The following is a 22,442-nucleotide window of genomic DNA, read 5'->3' as shown; positions in this document are numbered from 1 at the left end:
TTTGCAATCATTGTAATGATTGATACTGCAGGAGCGTAGAACCCGGCCCAGGGGGCGGCAAGGGCCCGTCACACCGTCGGCGGAAGGCGATCCTCATCGACCTGGCCTCCGAGCTGCGCTTTCGCGCTCCGCGCAGCCGCGTCGTCGGTGCTCAGCACACGATCGGTGTGCCGCCGCACAAGCCGCGGGCCCGGTCGGAGCCGCCGCCGATCCGCGAAGTGGATCCGCGGGGCCGCCCTCGGCGAACTCCTCGTCGCCGCCCCCGTGATCCTTCTCGCCCCCCGCCGGCGAGCCGGCCCGGCCCGGCCGATGGTGTCCCGGCGGGCTTGGGACGCCGGTCACTGGGGGCGCCGCCGGAGCGGACCTAGCCTGGGCGACGGTCGTGACGGTTGGGGGCGCGATGGGGGACGAGGAACGGCGGGTGCGGGCGGCGATCGCGCTGATGCGCGCGCTCCCGCGCGAGGAGGCGGACCGGTACGCCGGCGTGCTGGACGCGGGGCCGTCCGCCCGGGAGGCGGTGCGGCGGCTGTGCGCGTCGGCGTCGGACGATGACGTGGCGCTGGGCCTGCGGGTGCTGCGCGCACTCTGGAAGGAGGGCGTCGCGCCCGCCGGGCTGTGCGCGGCCGACCGGAACCCCGAGGTGATCGCCCTCGCCCTCGACTCGCTGCGCGGCGCGGAGGGGCGCGCGCGCCTGCCGGAGGCGCTGGCCGTGGCGCGGCACCCCGATCCGCGGGTCCGCGCGCACGCGGTCGGCGTGCTGCTGCGGCTCGGAGACCTCCGTGACCCGGCCGTCGCGGAGGTCCTTCAGGCCGCCCTCGACGACGACGCCGAGAGCGTGCGGCTGGCCGTCCTGCACGATCAGGCCCGCTTCAGTCGCCTGCGCCTTTCCTTGGAGAAGATCGTCTCCTTGCTGGACGATCCCGCCGCCGCCATCCGGAACGCGGCACTGAGGTTCTTCGCGGAGGAGTGCTTCGTGCAGTCCGGGAACACCGTCTACCGGAGCAGCTGGCTGGACCGGGAACAACGGGCCGTCCACGACCTGCTCACCCGGCTCATCACCCGCGACCCTTCAGCCGCGGCGACCTCCGCCGTCGTGCTCCTCACCCGTGTGGCGCTGGTCTGCGGCACCAAGGCCGAGGTCCGGGAGCTGCTGCGCCCGCTCCACACGACGGACGACGTCGAGCTGCGCGCCTGCGTCCTGGTGCAGGCCGTCGAACTGGGCGACGAGGAGGCCGCGAGCCTGCTCCGCGCCGAACTCGCCGAAGAGGCCGTGGACCGCGCCTACCTGTCGTACGCGATCTACCAGGCGGTGCTGGAGACCGAGGCGATCCGCGCCGTCCTACGCTGCCTCGACCCCGACCTTCCCCCCCAGCACCTCTCGACGTGGTCCGGGCTGCCTGACCGGGACGGGTGGAGCCCGTCCCGCAGGCTCGAGCATCTCGAAGAGCTCCGCGCGGAGCACTACGCGCAGGACCGCGACTTCGACCCCCGCCCCCCTTCCGTCTACGTGTCCCGGCCTTGGGACGGCTGAACCGCGCGAAAGGAGATCCCGCAGTGTCCACCGATGAACGGTTCAGCGCAGGGGACCGGCACTGGCAGGACGTCACGGTGATGGTCGGCCTCGCCCGGACGATCCCGGTGGCCGACTTCCCCGATCTCGCCGGGCTCTTCGACCGGAAGCGGAGCCCCTGGAGGTTCGAGAGCGTGATGCTGCGCGCCGCGCTCACCCTGTGCGGCGCCGCCTCCGCCGACGACGTCCTGCGCGGCCTCCACCTGATGGAGCGGGCCGAGCACGGCCGAGGCGCGCTCGACGGGGAGCGGCTCGCCAGGACCCCGGCCAGGGTCGTGGCGACCTTGTGCGTCCCCGACCAGGATCCGCGGGTCCTGCTGGAGACCTTGCGGATCCTGGGCCGCGAAGGGCCTGCCGGCCTGTACCCGCCGCTGCTGCGGACGCTGGCCGGTCATCCCGACGCGCCCCTGCGGGCCGCCGCGGTCGGCGGCCTGCGGCCGATCGACGAGGACTTCGGCGACACGTCCTTCGACTCCCTGGTCCGGGCCGCTCTCGCTGACCCCGAACCCACGGTCCGGCAGGCCGCGCAGGAGGCTTTGCAGCACTGGGACGCCCCCGACGCCCCGCACCGGATGGTCACGGCGCTCGACGACCCGGACCCGGCCGTCCGCGCGCACGCCCTCGGCGTCCTTACCGGTCTCGCCGGCGTACGGGTCCATTCGTCGCCGATGAGCCGGTTCGAGTTCTATCGCAGCAGATGGGGCCACCGGCATGGGGAGGCACTGTTCGCGAAGACCCGTGCCCTGCTGACGGACGAGGAAGCGCCCGAGGTCGTCGCGGCCGCCGCAGGCCTCCTCGTCCTCCTGGTCCGCCTCGGCCTCGGCTCCGCCGAAGCCGCGGAGGCCGCCCTGCGCGGGCACGCGGGCACGCAGGCCGAGGAGGCCCGGCTCCGCGTCCTGTCCGCCCGCGCGATCTTCGGCGACGTCGCCGCCCGCGACTCCCTCCGTGCCCTGGCCTCCGCCCCTTCCCCGTCGCGCGCCGTTCTGCGCGAGGCGTTCCTGGTCCGAGAGCTGCACGCCGCGCTCGACGCGATCGTCGACCGGCTGGCCGACTCCGACTGGACCGCGGTCACCGACGCCGACGCCCCGCCCGACGAGGGGAACCGCGACGCGTTCCTTCGCCGGCTCCACCACCGCCTCCGCGAGCGCGTCCCGTACTACTGGCCGGAACCGCTCTCCCCAAAGGACTGGTGATCGCCAGGCAGCTCGTGGTCACCACGGCGCGGCGGGTCCGGCGCTTATATGCTGGTCGGGCACGTTGCCGGGGCCGTCGCCCGGCATTGACGCCGAGGCCGAGGAGCCGGCCGTGGATGAGGACAGCGCCCGCGGCAGCGGGCAGGGGGCGCGGTGGAACGGGCCCTCGGGCAGCGCCTGGGTCGAGTCCCGGGATCTGATGGAAGGGATGTTCCGGCCGCTCGAAGAACTGCTGGCGGAGGGCGTCGAGGCGGGGGCCAGGGTCCTCGACGTGGGGTGCGGCACCGGGGCCACGACGGTCGCGGCGGCACGGCGGGCCGGACCTGACGGCGTGTGCGTCGGCGTCGACATCTCGGCCCCCATGCTCGAGATGGCCAGGGAACGCGCGGCGCTGGAGGACTCGCGGGCGTCGTTCGTCCTCGCCGACGCCCAAGAGCACGAGTTCGCTCCCGGCGCCTTCGACGCCGTCGTCTCCCGCTTCGGCGTCATGTTCTTCGCGGACCCCGCGCGCGCGTTCGCGAACCTGCGCCGCGCGGCGGCCGACGGCGCCCGCCTGCGCCTGATCGTCTGGCGCGCCGTCGAGGACAACCCGTTCATGACCACCGCCGAGCGGGCCGCCGCCCCGCTGCTCCCGGACCTGCCCGTCCGGCGGCCCGACGAGCCCGGCCAGTTCGGCTTCGCGAACCCCGACCTGGTCCGCCGCGTCCTGACCACCGCCGGCTGGGCCGACATCGGCCTCCAGCCCGTCGACGTGGTCTGCGCCTTCCCCGAAGCCGAACTCGTCACCTACTTCACGACCTTCGGCCCCGTCGGCACCCTCCTGCGCGGCCTGGACGACACCACCCGCGCCCGCGTCATCGAAACCGTCCGCCCCGCCTTCGCCCCCTACGTCCACGGCCCCGACGTCCGCTTCACCGCCGCCTGCCACCTCATCACCGCCCGCAAGCACTGACCCAGGGCGTGGGCCACCGGCCGCCGTCTCCGCGGTACGGGCCGAGATCCTCGGGTCAGCGCAGGAGAGGGGCTATGAGCGGGACGGCCTCGTGGATCGTTCGGGCCGAGAGGTTGCCGAAGCCCAGGACGAGGCGGGGCGGGATGGGGGCGCCGTCCGAGCGGTGGGGGCTCATACCGTAGAGGGCCACGCCCCGCTCGCGGGCGGCGGCGATGACCTCGCCCTCGGACAGGTGCGCGGGCAGGTGCGCGACGGCGTGGAAGCCCGCCGCCAGCCCCGACAGGCGGACCTGCGGGGCGTGCCGGGCGAGTGCGGTGACCAGGGCCTCTCGACGGGCCGCGTACAGGGTGCGCATCCGCCGCAGATGACGGTCGTAGCGGCCGGAGGCGAGCAGCGCGGCCAGCGCCAGCTGGTCCAGGTGCGGCGAGCCCCGGTCGAGGATCTCCTTCTGCCGGGCGACGGCGCCGGTCAGGGCGGGCGGGCAGAGGACCCAGCCGAGCCGCACCGCAGGGCCGAGCGACTTGGAGACCGTGCCGATCAGCAGGACGCGGTCGACCGACAGCCCTTGGAGCACGCCGACGGGGTCGCGGTCGTAGCGGAACTCGGCGTCGTAGTCGTCCTCGATGAGCAGGAGGTCCGCCGCGGCGAGCGCCCGGCGCCGCGCCGGGGACAGCACCACCCCGGTCGGCCACTGGTGGGCCGGGGTGAGGACCGCCGTGCCCGCGCCCGAGGCGAGCAGCGCCGCGACGTCGACGCCCTCCTCGTCGACCGGGACGGGCACCGTCTCCACGCCGATCCAGGCGGCGGCCGCCAGCAGTTCGGCGCTGTGCCCGGGGTCCTCGACGGCCATCCTGCGGACCCCGGCGGCCCTCAGCGCGAGGATCAGTCCCTGTGCGAAGCCGCCGCAGATCACGAGGTCGCCGGGGTCGGCGGCGGCGCCGCGCACCCTGCGCAGGTAGCCCGCCAGCACCTCGCGGAGCTCGCGCGCGCCGCGCGGATCGCCGTACCCGAGATCGGCGGTGCGGGCCGTCCGGGCCGCCTCGCGCTGCGCCCACGCCCAGTCGGCGCGCGGGAACGAGGCCAGATCGGGAACGCCGGTCCGGAAATCGGCGAGCATCGGCGGATCCGGGGGCTCGCACCGGGCGGCGGGTGCCGTGGGCGGGACCGTCAGCTCCGCCACCCGGGTCGCGGAGCCCGTCCGGGTCGTCAGATACCCCTCGGCCCTGAGCTGGTCGAACGCCTCCTGCACGAGCCCCCGGGAGACGCCGAGCCGCGCCGCCATCGCCCGCGACGACGGCAGGCGCTCGCCGGGCGACAGCCGCCCCGACCGGATCGCCTCCCGCAGCGCGGACTCCAGCTGGACGCGCAGCGGCCCCGCGCGGTCCAGCCGCACCAGCAGCTCCGGCGACCGACCGGCCCACTCGATGGCCATGGAATTGGACCTTAGCGGAGGCCGGTCCCCGCCTCTACGGTTCCCGCATGACCCGATCGCGTCTGGTGAGCAGACGGCTCGCCCTGCTGTTCACCACGACCTTCGGCGCGCTCACCGGCTTCTACCTGCTCCTGTCGGTCGTGCCGCTCTACGTCGCGAGCGGCGGCGCGAGCCGGGCGGAGGCGGGCGCGGCCAACGCGCTGCTGCTCGCCGCGACGGTCGCCGCCGAACTCCTCACCCCCGCGCTGACGGCACGCTTCGGCCACCGCAAAGTACTCGGCGCCGGGCTGCTCCTGCTCGGCCTGCCCGCGCTGCTCCTCCCGCTCGGCGCCTCCGCCGCCCTGGTCGGCGGGGTGTCGGTCGCGCGCGGCCTCGGCACCGGCCTCGTGGTCGTGGTCGGCGGGGCGCTGGTCCCGCTGCTCGTGCCCGAGGGGCGTCGCGGCGAGGGCCTCGGGGTGGCCGGAGTCGTCTCGGCGGTCCCGGCGGTGCTGGCCCTGCCGCTCGGCGTCTGGCTGGCCCGCACGGTCGGTTTCACCCCGGTCTTCGTGCTCGGCGGCCTGGCCGCGACGGCCGGGCTGTGCTGCCTGCCCGCGCTGCCCGACCGCGGCCCCGCGGACCAGGCCGGGATGCTGGCCGGGCTGCGCAGCCCCGGCCTGGTCAGGCCGTCGGTGATGTTCGGCGTGACGGCCATGGCGGCCGGAGCGGCGATCACGTTCCTGCCGCTCACGGCGGGCCGGATCGCGCCGGCCGCGCTGCTGATCCAGGCAGTGGCGACGACGGCGAGCCGCTGGTGGGGCGGGCGGCTGGCGGACCGGCACGGACCGTCCCGGCTGGTCGCGCCCGCACTCGTCGTCTCCGCCGCCGGAGCCGCCCTGCTCGGACCCGCGCCCCTGGCCGCCGCGGCCCTTCTGGGCACCGGCTTCGGCCTCGCCCAGACGGCCACCTACGCCCTGATGCTCTCCCGGGTCGACGCCTCCGGCTACGGCACCGTCAGCGCCCTGTGGAACCTCGCCTTCGACGCCGGGATGGGCCTCGGGGCGGCGGCCCTCGGCGTCGCGGCGGGCCTGACCGGCTACCCCGCCGCCTACGCGCTCACCGCGGCGCTCATCCTCACCGCACTCACCCTGAACGGGGAACCCGATGCTGCACGCACACGTGACACTCTCGCTCGACGGCTTCGTGGCCGGGCCGGACGTCGGCCCGGACCTGCCGATGGGGGCGGGCGGTGAACGCCTGCACGACTGGATCTTCGACCCTTCGCCCGCCGATCGCGCGATCATCGCCGAAACGTTCGCGACGGTCGGCGCGGTGGTCCTCGGCCGCCGCACCTTCGACGTCGGCCTCGGCCAGTGGAACGACACGCCCTACCCGGTGCCGTCCTTCGTCGTCACCCACCGCACCCGCGACGACCTCGCGATGAAAAGCGCCTCCTTCTCCTTCACCGACGACCTCGCCGACGCCGTCCGGCGCGCACACACGGCCGCAGGCGACAAACACGTCATCATCATGGGCGCCGACATCACCCGGCAGGCCCTCCAGGCCGACCTCATCGACGAACTTCACCTCCAACTGGCCCCCTTCACCCTCGGCTCCGGCACCCGCCTGTTCACCGAAGCCGACCGGCACGCCTTCGTGTGCCTCAGTGCCCGCACCACCCCCCACACCACCCACCTCCACTACCGCGTCCAACACCCCCACACCAAGCCCAAACCAGACGACACCCGCTGACGTCGTCCCGGCACGCTGCGTGGAAGGAACCATGCCCTGCGTCGGCCGAGTTGAGGTGTTCGGGCAGGGGCTGGGTCAGGCACAGCCGCCTCAGCGCGGAAACCGCCCGCTCCGCGGGGGAGTCGCGGCCTGCGCGCCAGGAGGGAATCGTCGGAGTATGGACATGTGCGTACCTATCGGGACTAAGATCCAGCGGGTCGGCTGACGGCGGGAGACGGAATGTCTGGGGACTTCGCAGGAGCTACGGCGGAGAAGCTTGAGGAGTTGCGGCGGCGTAGAGCCCTTCTCGCGGAGCCGCAGGACCCTCGCGCGGTCGAGCGCCAGCACCAGAAGGGGAAGCTGACCGCGCGCGAGCGGATCGACGGCCTGCTCGATCCCGGGTCCTTCCACGAGCTCGACGCGCTGGCCCGCCACCGCAGCCCCGCCCTCGGCCTGACCGAGGACCGCCCGCTGGGCGACGGCGTGATCACCGGGTACGGCACCATCGACGGCCGGCGGGTCTGCGTGTTCGCCCAGGACTTCACCGTCTTCGGCGGTGCCCTCGGCGAGGTGTACGGCGAGAAGGTCGTCAAGGTCATGGACCTGGCGCTGCGCACGGGATGCCCGATCATCAGCATCAACGACTCCGGCGGCGCACGCATCCAGGAGGGCGTGGTCTCCCTCGCCTACTACGCGGAACTCGTCAAGCGGCACGTCCGGGCGTCCGGGGTGATCCCGCAGATCTCCCTCATGGCCGGCCCGTGCGCGGGCGGCGCCGTGTACGCCCCGGCGGTCACCGACTTCATCGTGATGGTCGACGGCACCTCGCACATGTTCGTCACCGGTCCCGAGGTGCTCAAGACGGTCACCGGCCACGACGTCGACCGCGAGGAGCTCGGCGGCGCGCACAACCACAGCACGGTCTCCGGCGTCGCCCACCACGCGGCTCCAGACGAGAAGTCCGCCTTCGAGTACGTGCGCCTGCTCCTGGGCCACCTGCCGTCGAACAACATGGACGACCCGCCCGTCTACGCGGCCACCGAGCCGGCCGAGATCAGCGAGAAGGACCTGGCCCTCGACACGCTGATCCCCGACAGCCGCAACCAGCCCTACGACATGCTCAAGGTCGTCCACACCGTCCTGGACGAGGGCGAGCTGCTCGAGGTCCAGCCCCTCTACGCGCCGAACATCATCTGCGGCTTCGGCCGGATCGACGGCCGCAGCGTGGGCGTGGTGGCCAACCAGCCCATGCACCTTGCCGGCGCCCTCGACATCGACGCCAGCGAGAAGGCCGCCCGCTTCATCCGCACCTGCGACGCGTTCAACATCCCGATCCTCAACCTCGTGGACGTGCCGGGCTTCCTCCCGAGCCTCGAACAGGAACGCGGCGGCATCATCCGCCGCGGCGCCAAGCTGATCTACGCCTACTGCGAGGCGACCGTCCCGATGGTCACCGTCGTCACCCGCAAGGCCTACGGCGGCGGCTACGGCGTCATGGGCTCCAAGCACATCGGCACCGACATCAACTTCGCCTGGCCGACGGCCGAGATCGCCGTCATGGGCGCCGAGAGCGCCGTCACCGTCCTGCACCACCGGAGGGTCAAGGCCGCCGAGGACCCGGCGGCCGAGCGCAGCCGCCTCATGGCCGAGTACACCCGCGACCTGTGCAACCCCTACGTCTCCGCCGAACGCGGCTACGTCGACGAGGTGATCCTCCCCCACGAGACCCGCAGGGCGGTCGCCGAAGCCTTCGTCGCCCTCCAGAACAAGCGCGTGCACACCCTCCCCCGCAAACACGGCAACATGCCCGTCTGATTAGAGAAACCTACACATCACCTACGGGTCCGTCCCCGAACGCGACCTCCCCTACCGTCGTGCTCGACCCCGGCGCTCTCCAGACACCCCAGCCGCCCGGTCAGCCGGGCATGACGGTGAGGCACGAAGACCTCCGCGTGCGGTGAAGAGCCTAGACACCTCCACCACACCGGAGGTCTTCGCCATGGATCAACCACCCCGAACCCGTGTCAACAACGCTCGTGGGCATCACACCTACGCACCGCCCTCGGTGAGGCCGCCGCCGAACTCGACCGCCGCGTCCTCTTCCCAGCCTCCGGCGGCCTCTCCCACGACCCGCACGTCCCCGTCCTCGAAGGCGCTCCCCCACGCGTCGCCGACGCCCTCATCGAAGGCCACCCGCCCACCCCCGAACAGCGCGCCCGAGTGCGAAGAACGCGTAGTCCGGGCAGGCCGCGACGACATGTCCGGCTCCTCCCACGAGGTCCGCACCTGGATAGCCGACTTCGGCGTCACCACCGCGCTCTGCACCCAGCCGACCCACTGATTCCCCACCGACCAGCCGGAGCCCCCGCCGAAAGAGCACACCTCTCGCCCCGGGGGCCGCACGGTTCGGGTTCCCGCCCTCCTTGGAGGATCACCGGGCCCTGCTGGAGTTTTCGGTACGGAGCCTGGCGTCGCCGCAGGCCGACGTGCTCGTCGTCACGGTGCTCACCCCCGAAACCGAACGGATCCTGCCGCCACCGGAGATGCCCGGACTCCGCTCCCGGATGAACGAGGCGCTGCTGGAACTGCTCAGCGCTGACCCCTTCGACGCCTGGACGAACCTGCCCGTGCTGGAACTCGACGGCCCCCTCGACGAACGCCCCGGAACGGTCCTCGCCGCCAGTTGGAGCCCTCAGCCACGCAGTGGTGTGCATGCCGGGGACGGCCCGGTGACGCACGCCGTCGGTCGTCGGCGCGTGATCGCCCCGTCGGCCGACCCCGCGATCCAGGCGCGCATCAGCGCCTACAACGCGGTGATCAGCCCGATGATCGACCAGCGCACCGCCCGCGGCGACCATGTCCTCCTGGTCGAGCCGACGCTCACCCTCGCCGACCTCGTGCACCCCAACGACGGCGGCCACCGCTCGGTGCGCTCCAAGCGCAACGGCTACGCGCCGCAGGGCGTCATCGCCGCGGGCCCGCCCGGCGACCCCGACGTCGCCGACGCACTGAAGTCCGCCGACCTCGACGCCGACGGCCTCCCCCGGGCCTGGCTCAGAGGCGGCGACTGACCGACCGCGGCCCCGGCACGTCCTGTCGGCTCGGCGCGCGGGTGCGCTAACGTCGTCCGTTATGACGGACTCTGCCGTTCCGCGCCTGCGCGCGGAGCTGCGCGCCCAGGCCGAGCCCAGGGTGCGCGAGCAGCAGGTGAGGGTGCTCACCGGGGCGAACGGCGACGTGCTGCTCGGTGTCCGCGTCCCGGTGCTGCGCAGGCTCGCCCGCGGCTACCGCGACCTGAGCCTCGACGACGTCGACGCGCTGCTGCGCAGCCCCGTCCACGAGGAGCGCTTCGCCGGGCTGCTGGTCCTTGCCGAGCGGGTCCGCACGGCCCGCGGCGAGGCGCGCGCGGCGCTGGTGGACTTCTACCTGGCGCGCACCGCCGGGGTGAACGACTGGGACCTGGTGGACGGGTCCGCGCCGGTCATCCTGGGCCCGTGGCTGCTGGAGTCCGGGGCCGAGGCGTCGGGCGCCGCCGTCCTCGACCGGCTCGCCGCCTCGGCCTCGGTCTGGGACCGAAGGATCGCCGTGGTGGCCACCCTCGCCCTGATCCGCGCCGGCCGCTTCGAGCCGACGTTCCGCCTGGTCCTCGCCCTGCGGCGCGACCCCGAGCCGCTCGTCCACAAGGCGCTCGGCTGGATGCTGCGCGACATCGGCCGCCGCGCCCCCGACACGCTCGTGGACTTCCTCGACCGGCACGCCGCCGGCCTGCCGCGCGTCACCGTCCGCCACGCGACGGAGCGGCTGAACCCGGCCGACCGCTCCCGTTTCGTCAGGACCCGGTGAGGCCTGCGGGTGAGGGCTCGGTTCAGTGGACGCGGACGGTCCACCCGTTGAGGGCACTCGGTGCTTGCGGATCGCCGTGCAGCCGCGGCCCGTCACCGTGCCGAACTTGCAAAGGGCGCGACCCGTATAGAGCTCGGAGAGCGGCATCACGCTCGTCACGTACCGCTTGGTGCTCCAGTCCTCGTAGAAGGTGTCGCGCTCATGGTGCCCGGACCGAAGCGGGAGAAGTCCCCGTAGGCGCCGACGTGGCGGAGCTTGGAGTAGACGTTCGTCGTCGAGGAGCCGTCGCCACCGTGCAGCTGGTAGATCATGTACCAGCTGCCGACCTGCCCCACCGGGACGCAGTGCCCGGCCGTCATGGGGCTGTAGACGCCGTCCTTCTCGATGGGGAGCCTGCCGAACTCCGCCCGGAGCTGGGCGCCGAGGGAGACCCCGTTGGCCTTGGCACGCTGCTTGACCTGCTCCAGCTCGGGGTGCTGCGCCCGCGGCCGGCTCGCCGCTTCGAGCGAGAAGCGGACCGGCTCGCCGAAGGACGCGCCCGCGGCGGGTGCGTGAACGCCGAGGGCGATCACGGTGAGGGCGGTGAGACCGAAGAGTGCGGGCAGGCGGAGGAGGCGCATCGTCCTCACCCTCACCTCGGCGTCCCCGGCCAACCCCGCATCACCCTCGTCGGCGCCGAGAAGCCCGCACGGGGTGTGAAAGGCCCTTGATCCACCGGGTCGAGCTACCGCCCGGACGCAGGGCGAGGCGTTCGGGCCAGGGGCGGGCTATTTCATGGATTTGATGGCGTCGCGGACTCGGTCGGCGATGGCGGCCATGGGGCCGAGGGCGAGGTTCTTGGTGGCGGATTCGGTGCCCGGGTGCGGGTGGGTCGGGGCAGTGGACTCGGCGGCCTTGACGGCGGCGAGGAGGGCGACGTGCTGGGTCTTGGAGAAGGAGTCGCGCAGGCGCGGGAACTCGTAGCGCTCCTCGGCGCGGGCATGGGTGAGGACGGACAGGCGCAGCGCGTCGAGGGTGTCGAGGAAGGCCGGATCGTCGACGCCCATGGCCTCCAGGCTCGCCAGGATCTCCTTGGCCTGCCGCTCCTCCTCCAGCCTGTCGTCGACGATGCCCTCCCCGCCGGACAGGACGCGCCTGGCCAGCGGATGCACGATCTCCTCCTCGGCGGTCTCGTGGACGGCCAGGAGCCTGACGAGCCGGTCGAAGCCCTCCTGCCGCTCGCCCGGAGGGCACATGAGCACGTGACCGAACAGTTCATGGATCTGTCCGTGCTGGTCGAGCAGGAAGTCGATCACGTCGGCATCGTGGGCGTCGGTCGCCATGGGTTCCTCCATCGCTGAACGAGACACGCGTGGCCCTACCCCAGCCCCTCCGGGCCTGAACAGAACTCCCGTTCGGTAAGTAAAGATTTGATTAGGCCGTTTTGTCGCTTTCTCCGGGTAGGGCACCCGCGACGACGCCGTCGCGCGAAAGGGTTCCTCCGATGGCCTTCAACCCGCTCGAACACCGCGGCATGCCGTGGGACAAGCAGCTCCGGAACTGGCGCGAACTCGACGTCGCGCCGATCGACCCGGACAACGCCGACCCGTACACGCGCTGCCGGATCATCGCGATGAACGGCATCGAGGTCGAGGCGCTGATGTTCAGCCACCACCTGAACCGGGTCTGCCCGGACGGCCCACGGTCCGCCACCACCGCGACCCGGTGGACAACGTGCGCGAGCCCTACGACAAGCTGACCGCCGCGCCCCTGTCCAAACTGCACGCCCTCACCATCATGGCCGCCGAGCAGCAGACGATGAACTACTACATGAACGTCGGCCCGCAGTACATGGAACCGATCGCCCGGCAGCTCTACCAGGAGATCGGGATGGTCGAGGAGGAGCACGTCACCCACTACGAGTCCCTGGTGGACCCCGGCGAGACGTGGTGGGAGCGCCTCGTCAACCACGAGTACAACGAGTGCTACCTGTACCACTCGTTCATGGAGACCGAGTCCGACCCGCGCGTCAAGGCCCTCTGGGAGCTGCACCTGGAGATGGAGCTCGCGCACCTCCAGGAGGCCTGCGAGCTGATGCGCGCCCATGACGGGCGCGACCCCGAGAGCATCCTGGCGGCCGAGCTGCCCGCTCCCGTCACGTTCGAGCCGAACAAGGCCTACGTACGCGAGGTGCTCGCCACCCAGATCGACTACACCACGCTCGGCACGGGCTTCGTCATGGAGGCGCACGAGCGGTTCGAGCAGATGCAGCAGCGGTTGATGGACGGCCGGGAGCCGCCCAGCGAGGTCGTCATCGAGCAGCACCGCGACCTGCTCGGCACCGACTACCGCCTCCAGACCGAGGGCCCGCACCCCGTCCCCCGGCTGCAGGACCACTCCGGCTGAGCACGGGAATCGGTCATCTCAGCGCGGATGGCCGTCCGCCTGGTTGACCTGTCGCAGTGCGTCGGCCCAGTGGTCGTCCTCCAGGCGCTCCAAGTCGTCCTGGAGTGTCTGCAGGGACTTGGGCGGGCGCATGTCGGCGAGGCTCTCGCCCAGACGCAGCTCCGGGATGTACTCGACATCCCAGATCCGGGGGAAGGCCCGCCGAAGGGACTGCCGCAGGTGAACCAGATGCTTGGGCAGGCGCCCGGGCGCCCAGGAGACGAGGACGAGACCGAGCAGGTGGACGCGGGCGCGCAGGCGCGGGTCCTCGGCATGCTGCCGGACAGCGGCCTCCGCCCGTCGGAGGCCCTGGACGTCAGGGTGCGCGACCAACACGACCTTGGTCGCGCCGGCCTGGGGAACCGGCCAGCATCTGCCCCCGTCCCTGACTTCGTGGGCGGACCGGGACAGCGTGGTGGTCCCGGCTCCACCGTGGCATCCCACGAACCATATGCCGGTGGGAACCTCGTCCAACCAGGCGACCGGCAACCCTCCCGACTCGTGGGCGGCCGACGGCGCGACGTTCTGGTTCTCGGATCTCCGGTGACGCGGCGGCATTGACAGAAAGCCTCATACTTCTTCGGTGCTGGCGCCGAACAAGGCGCAGTAATCAAGCAGCGTAACGGGAATCGCGGACACAACCACCTGAAACAAGCCTGTTCGCGACGCCTGCTCGGAAACGTCCGCCAGCCGCTGACCGGCACGGGGCTCGGCGTCACTGGTAGGAGGGGTCCTGCCAGGGGCCGATGCTGCGGGAGCGGACGGGTTCGATGTAGCGGGGGCCGACGCTCTGGGGGTGGCCGTCGCCCCAGTTCTGGGGGTCTCCGGTCATGGTGACGCGGGCGTTGTCGGTGTACCAGTCGACGAGGTCGGCGTCGGAGCGGACGATCCAGGTGCAGCCGAGTTCGGCGTCGGCGGTGAAATCGCCGTGGCGGATGAGGGCGGGCCGCCAGAAGTAGGTGCCGGGCCACATCTTCCCGTAGTTGTAGTCGAAGCCGCCGTCGAGGCAGTAGGCCTCCTCGCTGCACGGGTGGTGGGCCAGGGGCTCCTCGCGCCAGCCGGGCTTGGCCTTGATGAGGCGGGTGTAGAAACCGGTCTTCTCGTCGCGGTGCAGGAGTTTGATGTAGAGGCCGGGCACGGGGGTGCCGCCGAGGTCGAAGCGCATGGGGCTGCCGTCTTTGACGTCGATCCACGGCATCGCGGCGGTGTCGCGGACGACGAGGACCTGGTCTTCGCGGACCGTGGGCCGGTTCTCGGTCGCGGCGTCGAAGTGCCAGTCGCCGTATTCGCGGAAGAGAAGGATCTCGGTGCCCTCGGTGGCGGAGACGGGCGGGGTGAGGACGCCTGCCGGGGCGGTCCAGTAGCCCTCGGGGCCGAGCACGGTGTCGCCGATCGTGACGCTGCCGGACAGGACGTACCACTCGGTGTCGGCCGCGTGGACGCCCGCGGGCCTCGACCAGTCGGAGGTGAAGCGGACCTTCGACGAGGCCGAGCCGTCCTCCTCGTCGTAGGAGAGGTTGCGCTGCTCGGCGGTGCCGGTGGCGTGCTGGAACTCGGCCATGTGCCAGATCAGGTCGCGTTCGTCGATGAGTTCCACGTGCGGGCGCATGGGCCCTCCTTCACGTCCGGGGGTTTTCGGTACGGAATGTATCGCTAATCAGATTCCCGGACAAGTTGTATCGTTTACGCGTGACAAGACCCGGACGCCCCACGGGCCCCACCCACGACACCGCCGCCGTCGTCCTCACCGCGGCACTCGACCTGCTGCTGAGCGAGGGCGCCGCCGCACTGACGCCGCAGCGGCTGCACACCGCGACGGGCGTGTCCCGCTCGACGGTCTACCGGCACTGGCCCACCCCGCACTCGGTGCTGGAAGCCCTCGTCGCGGTCGCCCCACTCGACCGGCGCGAGCCGTCCGGAGACCTCGGCACCGACCTGCACGCCGAGGTCGAGGGGCTCTGCGACCGGCTGCGCGACAAGCCCGTCGGCGGCATGCTCCAAGCCCTCGTCAGCGCCGTCTCCCTGGACGCCTCCGCCGCCGACCTGCGCCGCCGCTACGTCACCGACCTCCTCGCCCCCTTCCACGCCGCCCTCGCCGAGGCCGGCGTGCCGGAGGCGGAGGCCGAAGAAGTCGTCACCGCGCTCGTCTCGCCCCTGCTGGTCGACGCCCTCCTCCTGGATCGCCTCCCCGACCGCGCCAGGGCGCACCGCATCGTCGAGGAGTTCCTCACCGGGCGCGCGGCGCGCTGAGCCGCGGGCCGTCGCGCTGCGCCTGTGGACGGACGATCGCAGGCCGTCGGAATGGCTCATAATGAGCGGGTGAAGCCGGACTGGAGTCTGCGCCTGGTGCGCGCGACGGGGTTCGGTTCGGTGTGCACGGTGATCTCGGCGGGGGCGCACTGGTACGGCGGTGGGGGTCTCATCGGACCCGTGGGGTTCGCGCTCGCCGCTCTGGGGCTCACGGCGGGGGCGTTCCTGCTCCTCGGGCGTGAGCGCGGTGCCGGCGTGATCCTGCCGGTGACGTTCGCGGCGCAGTACGGGCTGCACACCCTGTTCGGTGAGATGGCGCCCGTCCATCGGGTGGAGGCGCTCGACGGGTCGGGCCTGGTCGTCATGGACCACACCCATTCCTCGATGCTCCTCACGCACGTGATCGTGGCGCTGCTGTCCGCGGCGTGGCTGCGGCGGGGTGAGGAACTCTTCTGCTCGCTGGTGCGGCGGCTCGCCGCACGGGTGCTGCGCGTGGCGCGGCCGTGGGTGCCGGTCACGCCGTTCCGGGCCGTTCCGTCGGCGGAGCCGGTTCGGATTTTGGTGCCGGTGGCGGTCGTCACCGAGGTCTCCCGGCGCGGGCCGCCCGCGGCGTTCTCCTTCTGACCTTCCCCCTTTCGTCAGGCCTTCGGCGTCCATGCCGGAGGTCCATGGCCGTGTGGCCCGGTGCCCGCGCGCCATGAAGAGAACGCCATGGAGACGTCTCTTGTCCGTGCAATCCCCCACGCCCGTCCAGCCCAAGGCTGAACGGGCAGCCGGCTCCGCCGTCGTCGGCGGGCTCCGGGCGCTCGCACTGCGCCTGCACTTCTACGCGGGCGTGCTCGTCGCGCCCTTCCTGCTCGTCGCCGCGGTCTCCGGACTGCTGTACGCCGGGACGTGGCAGGCCGAGAAGATCGTCTACGCCGACGAGCTCACCGTTTCCGTCCCCGCCTCGTCCGAGCGGCTGCCCGTGCAGAAGCAGGTCGACGCCGCCCAGGCCGCCGAGCCCGACGCGAAGGTCCTCGCCGTCCGGCCCTCGGTCCAGGACGGAGCCACCACCCGTGTCCTCATGGACGCCGCGGGGCTCGGCGAGTCCGAACGGCTCGCCGTGTACGTCGACCCCTACCGGGGGGAGGTCAAGGGCGACCTCATCGTCTACGGCGGATCCGAGGCCACGCCGCTGCGGGCGTGGGTCTCCCGGCTGCACCGGCACCTGCACCTGGGCGAGCCGGGCCGCTACTACAGCGAGATGGCCGCGTCCTGGCTGTGGGTCGTCGTCCTCGCCGGGCTGGTCCTGTGGATCTCCCGCAGGCGGGGACGCCGCCGCGACCTCGCTTTGCCCGACCTGAAGGCCAAGGGCCGCAAGCGGACTCTGTCGCTGCACGGGACGGTCGGCCTCTGGGCCGCCATCGGGTTCCTGTTCCTGTCCGCCACCGGCCTGACCTGGTCGGCGCACGCCGGCAAGCGCGTCGACGTCCTCCAGACCACGCTCAACGGCGTCACCCCCACCCTCTCCGGCACCGCCGCGGGCCACCACGGCTCCACCGACGGGGATGCCCACGCGCACGACCACGGCACCGCCGACCTCGACGAACTCATCGCCTCGGCCGGCCTCGACGGACGGATCGAGGTCGTCTACCCCAAGGCGGCCGACGAGGCGGTCGTGGTCAAGCAGATCGACAACTCCTGGCGGATGAAGCAGGACTCCAAGGCCCTCGACCCCGCCACCGGCGAAGTCCTCGACACCCTGCGGTTCGCCGACTACCCGCCGCTGGCCAAACTCACCTCGATCGGCATCTCCGCCCACATGGGGTCGCTGTTCGGGCTCGTCAACCAGATTCTGCTGGCGATCCTGGCACTCGCCCTGATCGTCCTCATCGTCTGGGGCTACCTCCTGTGGTGGAAGCGCGGACGGCACGGCTTCGGCCGCCCGATCCCGCGCGGCGCCTGGCGAAGCGCCCCCGGATGGCTGCTCGCGGCCCTGGCCGCGGTCGCGCTCTTCGCGGCCTGGCTGATCCCGCTCTTCGGCTCCACCCTCTGCGCCTTCCTCCTCATCGACGCCGCAGTCGGCGCGCTCAGGAAGCGCCGAGCGAGCACCGGCACGACGGCCTCCTGACCGCGTGCTTCGGAGCCCGGCACCCGGCCGGGCTCCGAAGCCTTCCCCGCCGGGACGGGCGGGCAGCCGAGCCTGCCGGACCTCGGTCGGGGGCGAGGGTCAGGAGATGGCGGTGAAGATCGGTTTGGTGCCGTTGTGGGCGGTGTGGCCGCCGTCCACGGTGAACTCCGCCCCGGTGATGTAGGAGGCGTCGTCGGTCAGGAGGAAGACGACGAGCGGGGCGATCTCCTCGGGCGCTCCGCGCCTGCCGAGGAGCGTCTGGGCGGTGGAGGAGGCGACGAAGCGCGGATCGGCGTTCGCCATCAGCGGCGTCTCGACGATGCCCGGATGCACGATGTTGACGCGGATCCCGCGCTCCCCGTACTCCAGCGCGGCGACCTTGGTGAGCCCGCGCAGCGCCCACTTGCTGCTCGTGTAGGCGACGGCGTGGTGGGCGCTGAGCCCCGCGATCGAACCGATGTTGACGATCGACGCCCCGGCGGGCATGAGCGGCGCGAGGGTCCGCATGCCGAGCATCGGGCCCGTGGTGTTCACCGCGTAGGCGCGGTTCCAGTCGTCCAGCCCGATCTCGTCGAGGCGCGGGCGCATCGGGACGCCCGCGTTGTTGACGAGCCCGTGCACGGGCCTGCCCTCGGCGCGCAGGGAGTCGGCGAGATCCGCCCATCCCGCCGAGTCCGTCACGTCCAGGTGCCGGTAGGCGCAGTCGAGTTCCGCGGCGAGCGCCGCGCCCTCGTCGTCCAGGACATCGGTGATGACGACCTCGGCGCCTTCCGCGGCGGCGAGGGCGGCCTCCGCCGCGCCCTGCCCGCGCGCCGCGCCGGTGATCACGATCGTGCGTGCGTCAAGCCTTCCCATGGCCGCCGAGGCTAGGCCGCCTCCTCCGGGCAGGGGAAATCGATGATCGATATACCTGGTATGGCCCAGGCGGCGCGGGCCTCCGCTGTGAGGCCCGCGCCGCCGACGGCAGCCGGACCTTCCCCGTTCCCATGGAGCCCCCGCATGGATTCCCGCCCCGCCGCCGACCCACAGCCCGACCCCGCCGACCGCCGCCGACCCGGGAGGGGCCGACGGGCCGCCCGCCGTGCCCTGATCGCCGTGCCCGTGACGCTCGCCCTGCTGGCGGGCGGCGCCTTCGCCGCCACCGCGATCATGGACGTGCCTCCGCCGCACACCCTCTACAAGATCAACAGTGCGGTGCCGTCCCGCTGGGGCGACCTCTTCCCCGCCCGGACGATCTCGGCCGCCGCACAGCCCGTCCCGCTCGCGTCGGCCCCCGCACCGCTGCCCGGCACGGTCCCGTGGAAGGGCGGGCAGGTCACCGTCGAGGAGTTCCTCGCCGCCACCCACACGAACGCCTTCGTGGTCCTGCGCGACGGGAAGATCGCCCACGAGTGGTACCGCGACGGCGTCAGCGCCGACACCCGCATGTCGTCATGGTCGATGGCCAAGTCGGTGGTCTCCCTGCTCGTCGGCCAGGCCATCGAACGCGGCGAACTCGCCGAGGACGACAGGCTCACCGACCTGCTCCCCGAACTGAGGACCGGCGGCGCCTACGACACGATCACCGTCGCGCACCTGCTCGACATGGCCTCCGGCATCGGCATCTCGGAGAACTACCACAGGTACTGGCCCTTCACCGGCACCGCCCGCATGTACCTCGCCCGCGACCTGCCCGGCTTCGTCGCCGACCACCGCGACCTCGCCTTCGCCCCCGGCAGCAGATCCGACTACCGCAGCGCCGACACCCAGATCCTCGGCCTCCTCCTCACCCGCGTCACCGGCGAGCCCGTCGCCGACCTCCTCGCCGAGCGGATCTGGTCGCCGATCGGCGCCGAGAGCTCCGCGACATGGAACCTCGACCACCCCGACGGCACCGAGAAGGCCTACTGCTGCCTCAACGCCACGGCCCGCGACTTCGCCCGCCTCGGCCGGCTCGTCCTCGACGACGGCCAATCCCCCGCCGGAGAGCAGATCATCCCGAAAGCGTGGATCACCCGCATCGCCACCCCCTCCGCCCACAAGATCGGCGACTGGGGCTACTCCGCCCAGTGGTGGCACCCCTCCGGCGGCGACGGCACCGACTACTCCGCCCTCGGCATCTACGGCCAGTACACCTACCTCAGCCCCTCCACCGGCACCGTCATCGTCAAGCTCAGCGACCACGGCACGGAACAAGACGAACAGGACACCTTCGACGTCCTCCGAGCGATCGCCGGAGCCTGACCGGACGCGAGCCGGGTGGCCGGCGCCGCAGGGGCTCCGCGGGCAGGGCGCTCATCTCCTCCCTCGACGCGGCCTCGTACCGCGGTGAAGACGGCCTCTTCGAGTCCGCCGACACCCCCACCTACTGCGGCAGCGGTTTCTCCGCCTCCACCGAAGCCTTCGCCCTCACCACCCTCGGCCGCAAGAACGTCTCCGTCTACTGCAACTCCCTCAGCGAGTGGACCGCCGACCCCGACCTCACTCTCGTAGAAGGAGGCTCCCCCCCGCTGACCACTCCCCCGGGCGCCCGCACAAGGGCCGCCCGGGGGCCCACCCGACCCGCGACCTTTACGCAGTAAGGTGCGATTTGCCCCAGGTGATCCCGAGGCGCGCGCCCCGGAGCGGTGGTCAGTCGTGGAGGCGGCGGGAGAGGGACGGGATGACGATCGCGGCGGCGACCAGGTGGGTCAGCATGAGCAGTGCCTTCGTGCTCGGGGACGCGTCCGCGAGCAGGTCCGGCACCAGGGACAGCGCGGTGAGGACGATCGTGGTCCTGAGGAACGCCGTGCGCGGGCGGCGGGCCCAGCGGGCCAGACCCAGCGCGAGTGCGAGGCCCACGAGGGAGAAGAAGACGGTCAGCGTGGCGAACCCGGCCACCGGGATCGGCTCGCCGCCGACGTCGCGGCTGATCCCGGCGAACTCCCCCACCGCGGCGACGGACGCGGTCGCCGCCGCGGCGACCACCGCGGCGAGCACTCCACGGACGATCAGCGGCTTCGCGGAAACACTGGTGGTAACGGTCATCATGCCCCTCCGGCGGACGTCGACCGGCCCTTGCCGGTCCCTCACCCCTAGGTCGAACGGACTCGCCTCAGATCGACACGACGCGAAGAACATCGCCCCCCGGAACCCGGAACCGAAAGATCACGAGCGGACGCGACGCAGCTCGTCGAACGCATCCGCCGGGCTTGAACTCCCCTGGGGCGTCATGCTTCGGCGGCGCGCTCGGTGGCGGTGCGTAGTGCGAAGGCGAGGGCGGCTCCGGCGGCGACGAGGAGGGCGAGGGCGGCGTAGCCGTAGGTGAGGGTCGCGACGGTGGCGACGCCGGCGACGAGGAGGGGGCCTCCGGCGTCGCCGAGCTCGCGGCCGAGTTCGGCCGCGCCCATCGTCTGGCCCATGCGCTCCTCCGGAGTGCTGGTGGCGAGGGCGGCGAAGCCGAGCGGGGTGATCAGGCCGGTGCCGGCGCCGATGAGGGCTGCGGACGGCAGGACGCCGGTGAGGCCGGGCAGCATGGCGCAGGCGAGACCCGCTGCGGTGAGGGTGAGGCCCGCGGCGAGGCCGTCGCGGGTGGCGAGCCGCCCGTCGTCGAGGGCGCGTCCGGCGTAGGGCTGGACGAACGCGGCGGTGGCCGCGAGCACGGAGACCGCGGCGCCGGTGGCGATGGTGCCCAGTCCGGCGGCGGCGCCGGAGACGGGCAGGAATCCGACGCCGACGGAGAGCGCGGCGGTCGCGGCGGCGAGGGCCGCGGTGGGGCCGAGGAAGACGGGGTCGGCCAGCCGGCGGGCCAGGTCGAGGACGGTCTGGCGCAGCTTGGGCAGCGGCGGCACGGCGGGTACGGCGATCGCGGCCCAGAGCGCGACGGCGGCGCCGAGCAGTGCGAGCACGGTGAACAGCAGGCGCAGACCGCCGGCCCAGACCAAGAGCCCGCCGAGGAGGGGACCCAGCGTGTAGCCGATCGACTTGTAGAACCCGTAGCCGCCGAAGGCGCGCCCGCGCTTGGCCGACGGGTTGAGGCGGGCGACCAGCGCGGAGGCGGACGGCGAGAAGGCTGAGGCGGCGGCGCCTTGGCCCAGCCGGGCGGCCCACAGCCAGCCGGGGCTGTCGGCGACGACGTAGAGGGCGGAGGCGGCGGCGAACGCGACGAGCCCGCCGACGAGGACGGGCTTGGCGCCGACCCGGTCGGCCAGCGTGCCGAACACGGGCTTGAGGATCACTTCGGCGCCGTCGTAGAGGGCGAGCAGCCCGCCGAGGACGAGCAGCGAGGTGACCGCGTCGTCGGAGAATCCGCCGAGGTTGGCGGCGATGCCGTGGGCGCCGAACGCGGTGGTGAACCCTGCCGCGTACAGGGGCCACATCCTGTGCGCGGATGCGGGCGGGGCGGGGGCGGTCACTGGTCCTCCGGGGTCTCGTGCAGGAGGGCGAAGACACGCTCGGCGTAGTCCTCGCAGACTGCGGCGCAGGTCTTGAGCCGGGCGGCGGCCTCTCCGGCCTCGGGGGCGCCGAAGACGTCGCGGGCGGTCAGGTCCCGGTGCCAGCGGCGCAGCCGCTCCAGCGACTGCTCCTCCTCTTCGAGTTCGGCGAGGGTGAACTTGGCCTTGCCGATCTCCTTGGCGATCTCCGCTTCGAACTTGCCGCAGTCGGCGAGGAACTCGGTCCAGTCGGCGGAGCGGGCGGCGGTGAACAGCGCCCGGAAACGGGCGGCGTCCTCGGGGGCGCGGCCCGAGGCGCTGAGGGTGAGGGCCTGTCCGCCGGCGTTCCCGGTGAGGGTGAGCGCGCGGGCGATGCCGTCGGCGAAGACGGGGACGTCGGGGACGGCCCAGACGCCCTGCCCGAGCGAGAGCGCGCCGATCCTGCGCAGCTCACGCCAGACGGCGACCCGGTGACGGGACGGTTCAGCGGGGATCTTGAGGACGAGGACGACCCACTGCCCTGCCGTTTCAGGATTCGACACACCGGAGAATGTAGCAGCCGTTACA

Annotated in this window: 24 protein-coding genes; 14 read left to right on the top strand and 10 right to left on the bottom strand. The window is 72.5% G+C overall.

Annotated elements, in window-relative coordinates; all coding sequences use genetic code 11:
* Positions 1-400 precede the first annotated feature (400 nt).
* From ACYVOM_RS33000 to ACYVOM_RS32990, 3 genes are all read left to right on the top strand, one after another.
* Positions 401-1,531, top strand: a complete 1,131-nt coding sequence (locus ACYVOM_RS33000; RefSeq protein ID WP_460307485.1) for a HEAT repeat domain-containing protein — start codon at positions 401-403, stop codon at positions 1,529-1,531.
* 23 nt (positions 1,532-1,554) lie between these two features.
* The gene (locus ACYVOM_RS32995) at positions 1,555-2,763 is read left to right on the top strand and encodes a HEAT repeat domain-containing protein (RefSeq protein ID WP_460307484.1); all 1,209 of its coding nucleotides are present in this window, start codon (positions 1,555-1,557) and stop codon (positions 2,761-2,763) included.
* Positions 2,764-2,875: 112 nt separating this feature from the next.
* A complete protein-coding gene (locus ACYVOM_RS32990; protein WP_460307483.1) occupies positions 2,876-3,715 on the top strand; it encodes a class I SAM-dependent methyltransferase in 840 nt (279 codons plus the stop codon).
* 55 nt (positions 3,716-3,770) lie between these two features.
* On the opposite strand, the gene pdxR is transcribed toward ACYVOM_RS32990, so the two are convergent.
* Positions 3,771-5,147 (bottom strand): MocR-like pyridoxine biosynthesis transcription factor PdxR, encoded by a 1,377-nt coding sequence (pdxR, locus tag ACYVOM_RS32985; protein WP_460307482.1) that lies wholly within the window; start codon positions 5,145-5,147, stop codon positions 3,771-3,773.
* A 47-nt stretch (positions 5,148-5,194) separates the two neighbouring features.
* Between pdxR and ACYVOM_RS32980 the strand changes: the two genes are divergently transcribed.
* From ACYVOM_RS32980 to ACYVOM_RS32970, 3 genes are all read left to right on the top strand, one after another.
* The gene (locus tag ACYVOM_RS32980; RefSeq protein WP_460307481.1) at positions 5,195-6,376 is read left to right on the top strand and encodes an MFS transporter; all 1,182 of its coding nucleotides are present in this window, start codon (positions 5,195-5,197) and stop codon (positions 6,374-6,376) included.
* Positions 6,303-6,875 (top strand): dihydrofolate reductase family protein, encoded by a 573-nt coding sequence (locus ACYVOM_RS32975; RefSeq protein WP_460307480.1) that lies wholly within the window; start codon positions 6,303-6,305, stop codon positions 6,873-6,875. The genes ACYVOM_RS32980 and ACYVOM_RS32975 overlap by 74 nt, the downstream gene beginning before the upstream one ends.
* A 219-nt stretch (positions 6,876-7,094) precedes the next feature.
* Positions 7,095-8,669, top strand: a complete 1,575-nt coding sequence (locus ACYVOM_RS32970; protein ID WP_460307479.1) for an acyl-CoA carboxylase subunit beta — start codon at positions 7,095-7,097, stop codon at positions 8,667-8,669.
* Positions 8,670-8,903: 234 nt separating this feature from the next.
* Here the strand turns inward: ACYVOM_RS32970 and ACYVOM_RS32965 are convergent, their stop codons facing one another.
* On the bottom strand, positions 8,904-9,047 hold the full coding sequence (locus tag ACYVOM_RS32965) for a hypothetical protein (protein WP_460307478.1): 144 nt from the start codon (positions 9,045-9,047) through the stop codon (positions 8,904-8,906).
* 230 nt (positions 9,048-9,277) lie between these two features.
* On the opposite strand from ACYVOM_RS32965, the gene ACYVOM_RS32960 reads away from it, so the two are divergent.
* Both ACYVOM_RS32960 and ACYVOM_RS32955 read left to right on the top strand, forming a co-directional pair.
* The gene (locus ACYVOM_RS32960) at positions 9,278-9,925 is read left to right on the top strand and encodes a hypothetical protein (RefSeq protein WP_460307477.1); all 648 of its coding nucleotides are present in this window, start codon (positions 9,278-9,280) and stop codon (positions 9,923-9,925) included.
* Positions 9,926-9,986: 61 nt separating this feature from the next.
* Positions 9,987-10,697, top strand: coding sequence for a DNA alkylation repair protein (locus tag ACYVOM_RS32955; protein ID WP_460307476.1), 711 nt, complete (start codon positions 9,987-9,989; stop codon positions 10,695-10,697).
* Between the two features lie 155 nt (positions 10,698-10,852).
* Here the strand turns inward: ACYVOM_RS32955 and ACYVOM_RS32950 are convergent, their stop codons facing one another.
* On the bottom strand, positions 10,853-11,317 hold the full coding sequence (locus ACYVOM_RS32950; protein WP_460307475.1) for a hypothetical protein: 465 nt from the start codon (positions 11,315-11,317) through the stop codon (positions 10,853-10,855).
* A 147-nt stretch (positions 11,318-11,464) separates the two neighbouring features.
* On the bottom strand, positions 11,465-12,019 hold the full coding sequence (locus ACYVOM_RS32945) for a hemerythrin domain-containing protein (RefSeq protein ID WP_460307474.1): 555 nt from the start codon (positions 12,017-12,019) through the stop codon (positions 11,465-11,467).
* A 161-nt stretch (positions 12,020-12,180) separates the two neighbouring features.
* On the opposite strand from ACYVOM_RS32945, the gene ACYVOM_RS32940 reads away from it, so the two are divergent.
* Positions 12,181-12,435 (top strand): hypothetical protein, encoded by a 255-nt coding sequence (locus ACYVOM_RS32940; protein ID WP_460307473.1) that lies wholly within the window; start codon positions 12,181-12,183, stop codon positions 12,433-12,435.
* Positions 12,402-13,082: a hypothetical protein gene (locus ACYVOM_RS32935; RefSeq protein WP_460307472.1), complete on the top strand. Its 681-nt coding sequence runs from the start codon at positions 12,402-12,404 to the stop codon at positions 13,080-13,082. The genes ACYVOM_RS32940 and ACYVOM_RS32935 overlap by 34 nt, the downstream gene beginning before the upstream one ends.
* Positions 13,083-13,100: 18 nt before the next feature.
* On the opposite strand, the gene ACYVOM_RS32930 is transcribed toward ACYVOM_RS32935, so the two are convergent.
* Positions 13,101-13,679: a DUF6668 family protein gene (locus ACYVOM_RS32930; RefSeq protein ID WP_460307471.1), complete on the bottom strand. Its 579-nt coding sequence runs from the start codon at positions 13,677-13,679 to the stop codon at positions 13,101-13,103.
* 157 nt (positions 13,680-13,836) lie between these two features.
* On the bottom strand, positions 13,837-14,730 hold the full coding sequence (locus tag ACYVOM_RS32925) for a DUF4437 domain-containing protein (protein ID WP_460307470.1): 894 nt from the start codon (positions 14,728-14,730) through the stop codon (positions 13,837-13,839).
* A gap of 80 nt (positions 14,731-14,810) precedes the next feature.
* On the opposite strand from ACYVOM_RS32925, the gene ACYVOM_RS32920 reads away from it, so the two are divergent.
* The 3 genes from ACYVOM_RS32920 to ACYVOM_RS32910 all read left to right on the top strand — a co-directional run bounded on the left by ACYVOM_RS32920 (position 14,811) and on the right by ACYVOM_RS32910 (position 17,484).
* A complete protein-coding gene (locus tag ACYVOM_RS32920; protein WP_460307469.1) occupies positions 14,811-15,371 on the top strand; it encodes a TetR/AcrR family transcriptional regulator in 561 nt (186 codons plus the stop codon).
* A gap of 69 nt (positions 15,372-15,440) precedes the next feature.
* Entirely contained in the window at positions 15,441-15,995 is a 555-nt protein-coding gene (locus ACYVOM_RS32915; protein ID WP_460307468.1) for a hypothetical protein, read from the top strand.
* Positions 15,996-16,101: 106 nt separating this feature from the next.
* Positions 16,102-17,484 (top strand): PepSY-associated TM helix domain-containing protein, encoded by a 1,383-nt coding sequence (locus ACYVOM_RS32910; protein WP_460307567.1) that lies wholly within the window; start codon positions 16,102-16,104, stop codon positions 17,482-17,484.
* A gap of 99 nt (positions 17,485-17,583) precedes the next feature.
* Here the strand turns inward: ACYVOM_RS32910 and ACYVOM_RS32905 are convergent, their stop codons facing one another.
* Positions 17,584-18,339: an SDR family NAD(P)-dependent oxidoreductase gene (locus ACYVOM_RS32905; RefSeq protein WP_460307467.1), complete on the bottom strand. Its 756-nt coding sequence runs from the start codon at positions 18,337-18,339 to the stop codon at positions 17,584-17,586.
* Between the two features lie 144 nt (positions 18,340-18,483).
* On the opposite strand from ACYVOM_RS32905, the gene ACYVOM_RS32900 reads away from it, so the two are divergent.
* Entirely contained in the window at positions 18,484-19,707 is a 1,224-nt protein-coding gene (locus ACYVOM_RS32900; protein WP_460307466.1) for a serine hydrolase domain-containing protein, read from the top strand.
* A gap of 387 nt (positions 19,708-20,094) precedes the next feature.
* On the opposite strand, the gene ACYVOM_RS32895 is transcribed toward ACYVOM_RS32900, so the two are convergent.
* The 3 genes from ACYVOM_RS32895 to ACYVOM_RS32885 all read right to left on the bottom strand — a co-directional run bounded on the left by ACYVOM_RS32895 (position 20,095) and on the right by ACYVOM_RS32885 (position 22,417).
* The gene (locus tag ACYVOM_RS32895) at positions 20,095-20,490 is read right to left on the bottom strand and encodes a DUF6069 family protein (protein ID WP_460307465.1); all 396 of its coding nucleotides are present in this window, start codon (positions 20,488-20,490) and stop codon (positions 20,095-20,097) included.
* Between the two features lie 182 nt (positions 20,491-20,672).
* Positions 20,673-21,857 (bottom strand): MFS transporter, encoded by a 1,185-nt coding sequence (locus ACYVOM_RS32890; RefSeq protein ID WP_460307464.1) that lies wholly within the window; start codon positions 21,855-21,857, stop codon positions 20,673-20,675.
* Entirely contained in the window at positions 21,854-22,417 is a 564-nt protein-coding gene (locus ACYVOM_RS32885) for a Chromate resistance protein ChrB (protein ID WP_460307463.1), read from the bottom strand. Before ACYVOM_RS32885 ends, ACYVOM_RS32890 begins: the two co-directional genes overlap by 4 nt.
* Between the last annotated feature and the right edge of the window lie 25 nt (positions 22,418-22,442).

Source organism: Actinocorallia aurea, assembly GCF_054783995.1.
The sequence above is the reverse complement of the archived record's forward strand: the minus strand, read 5'-3'. Positions and strand labels throughout refer to the sequence as shown.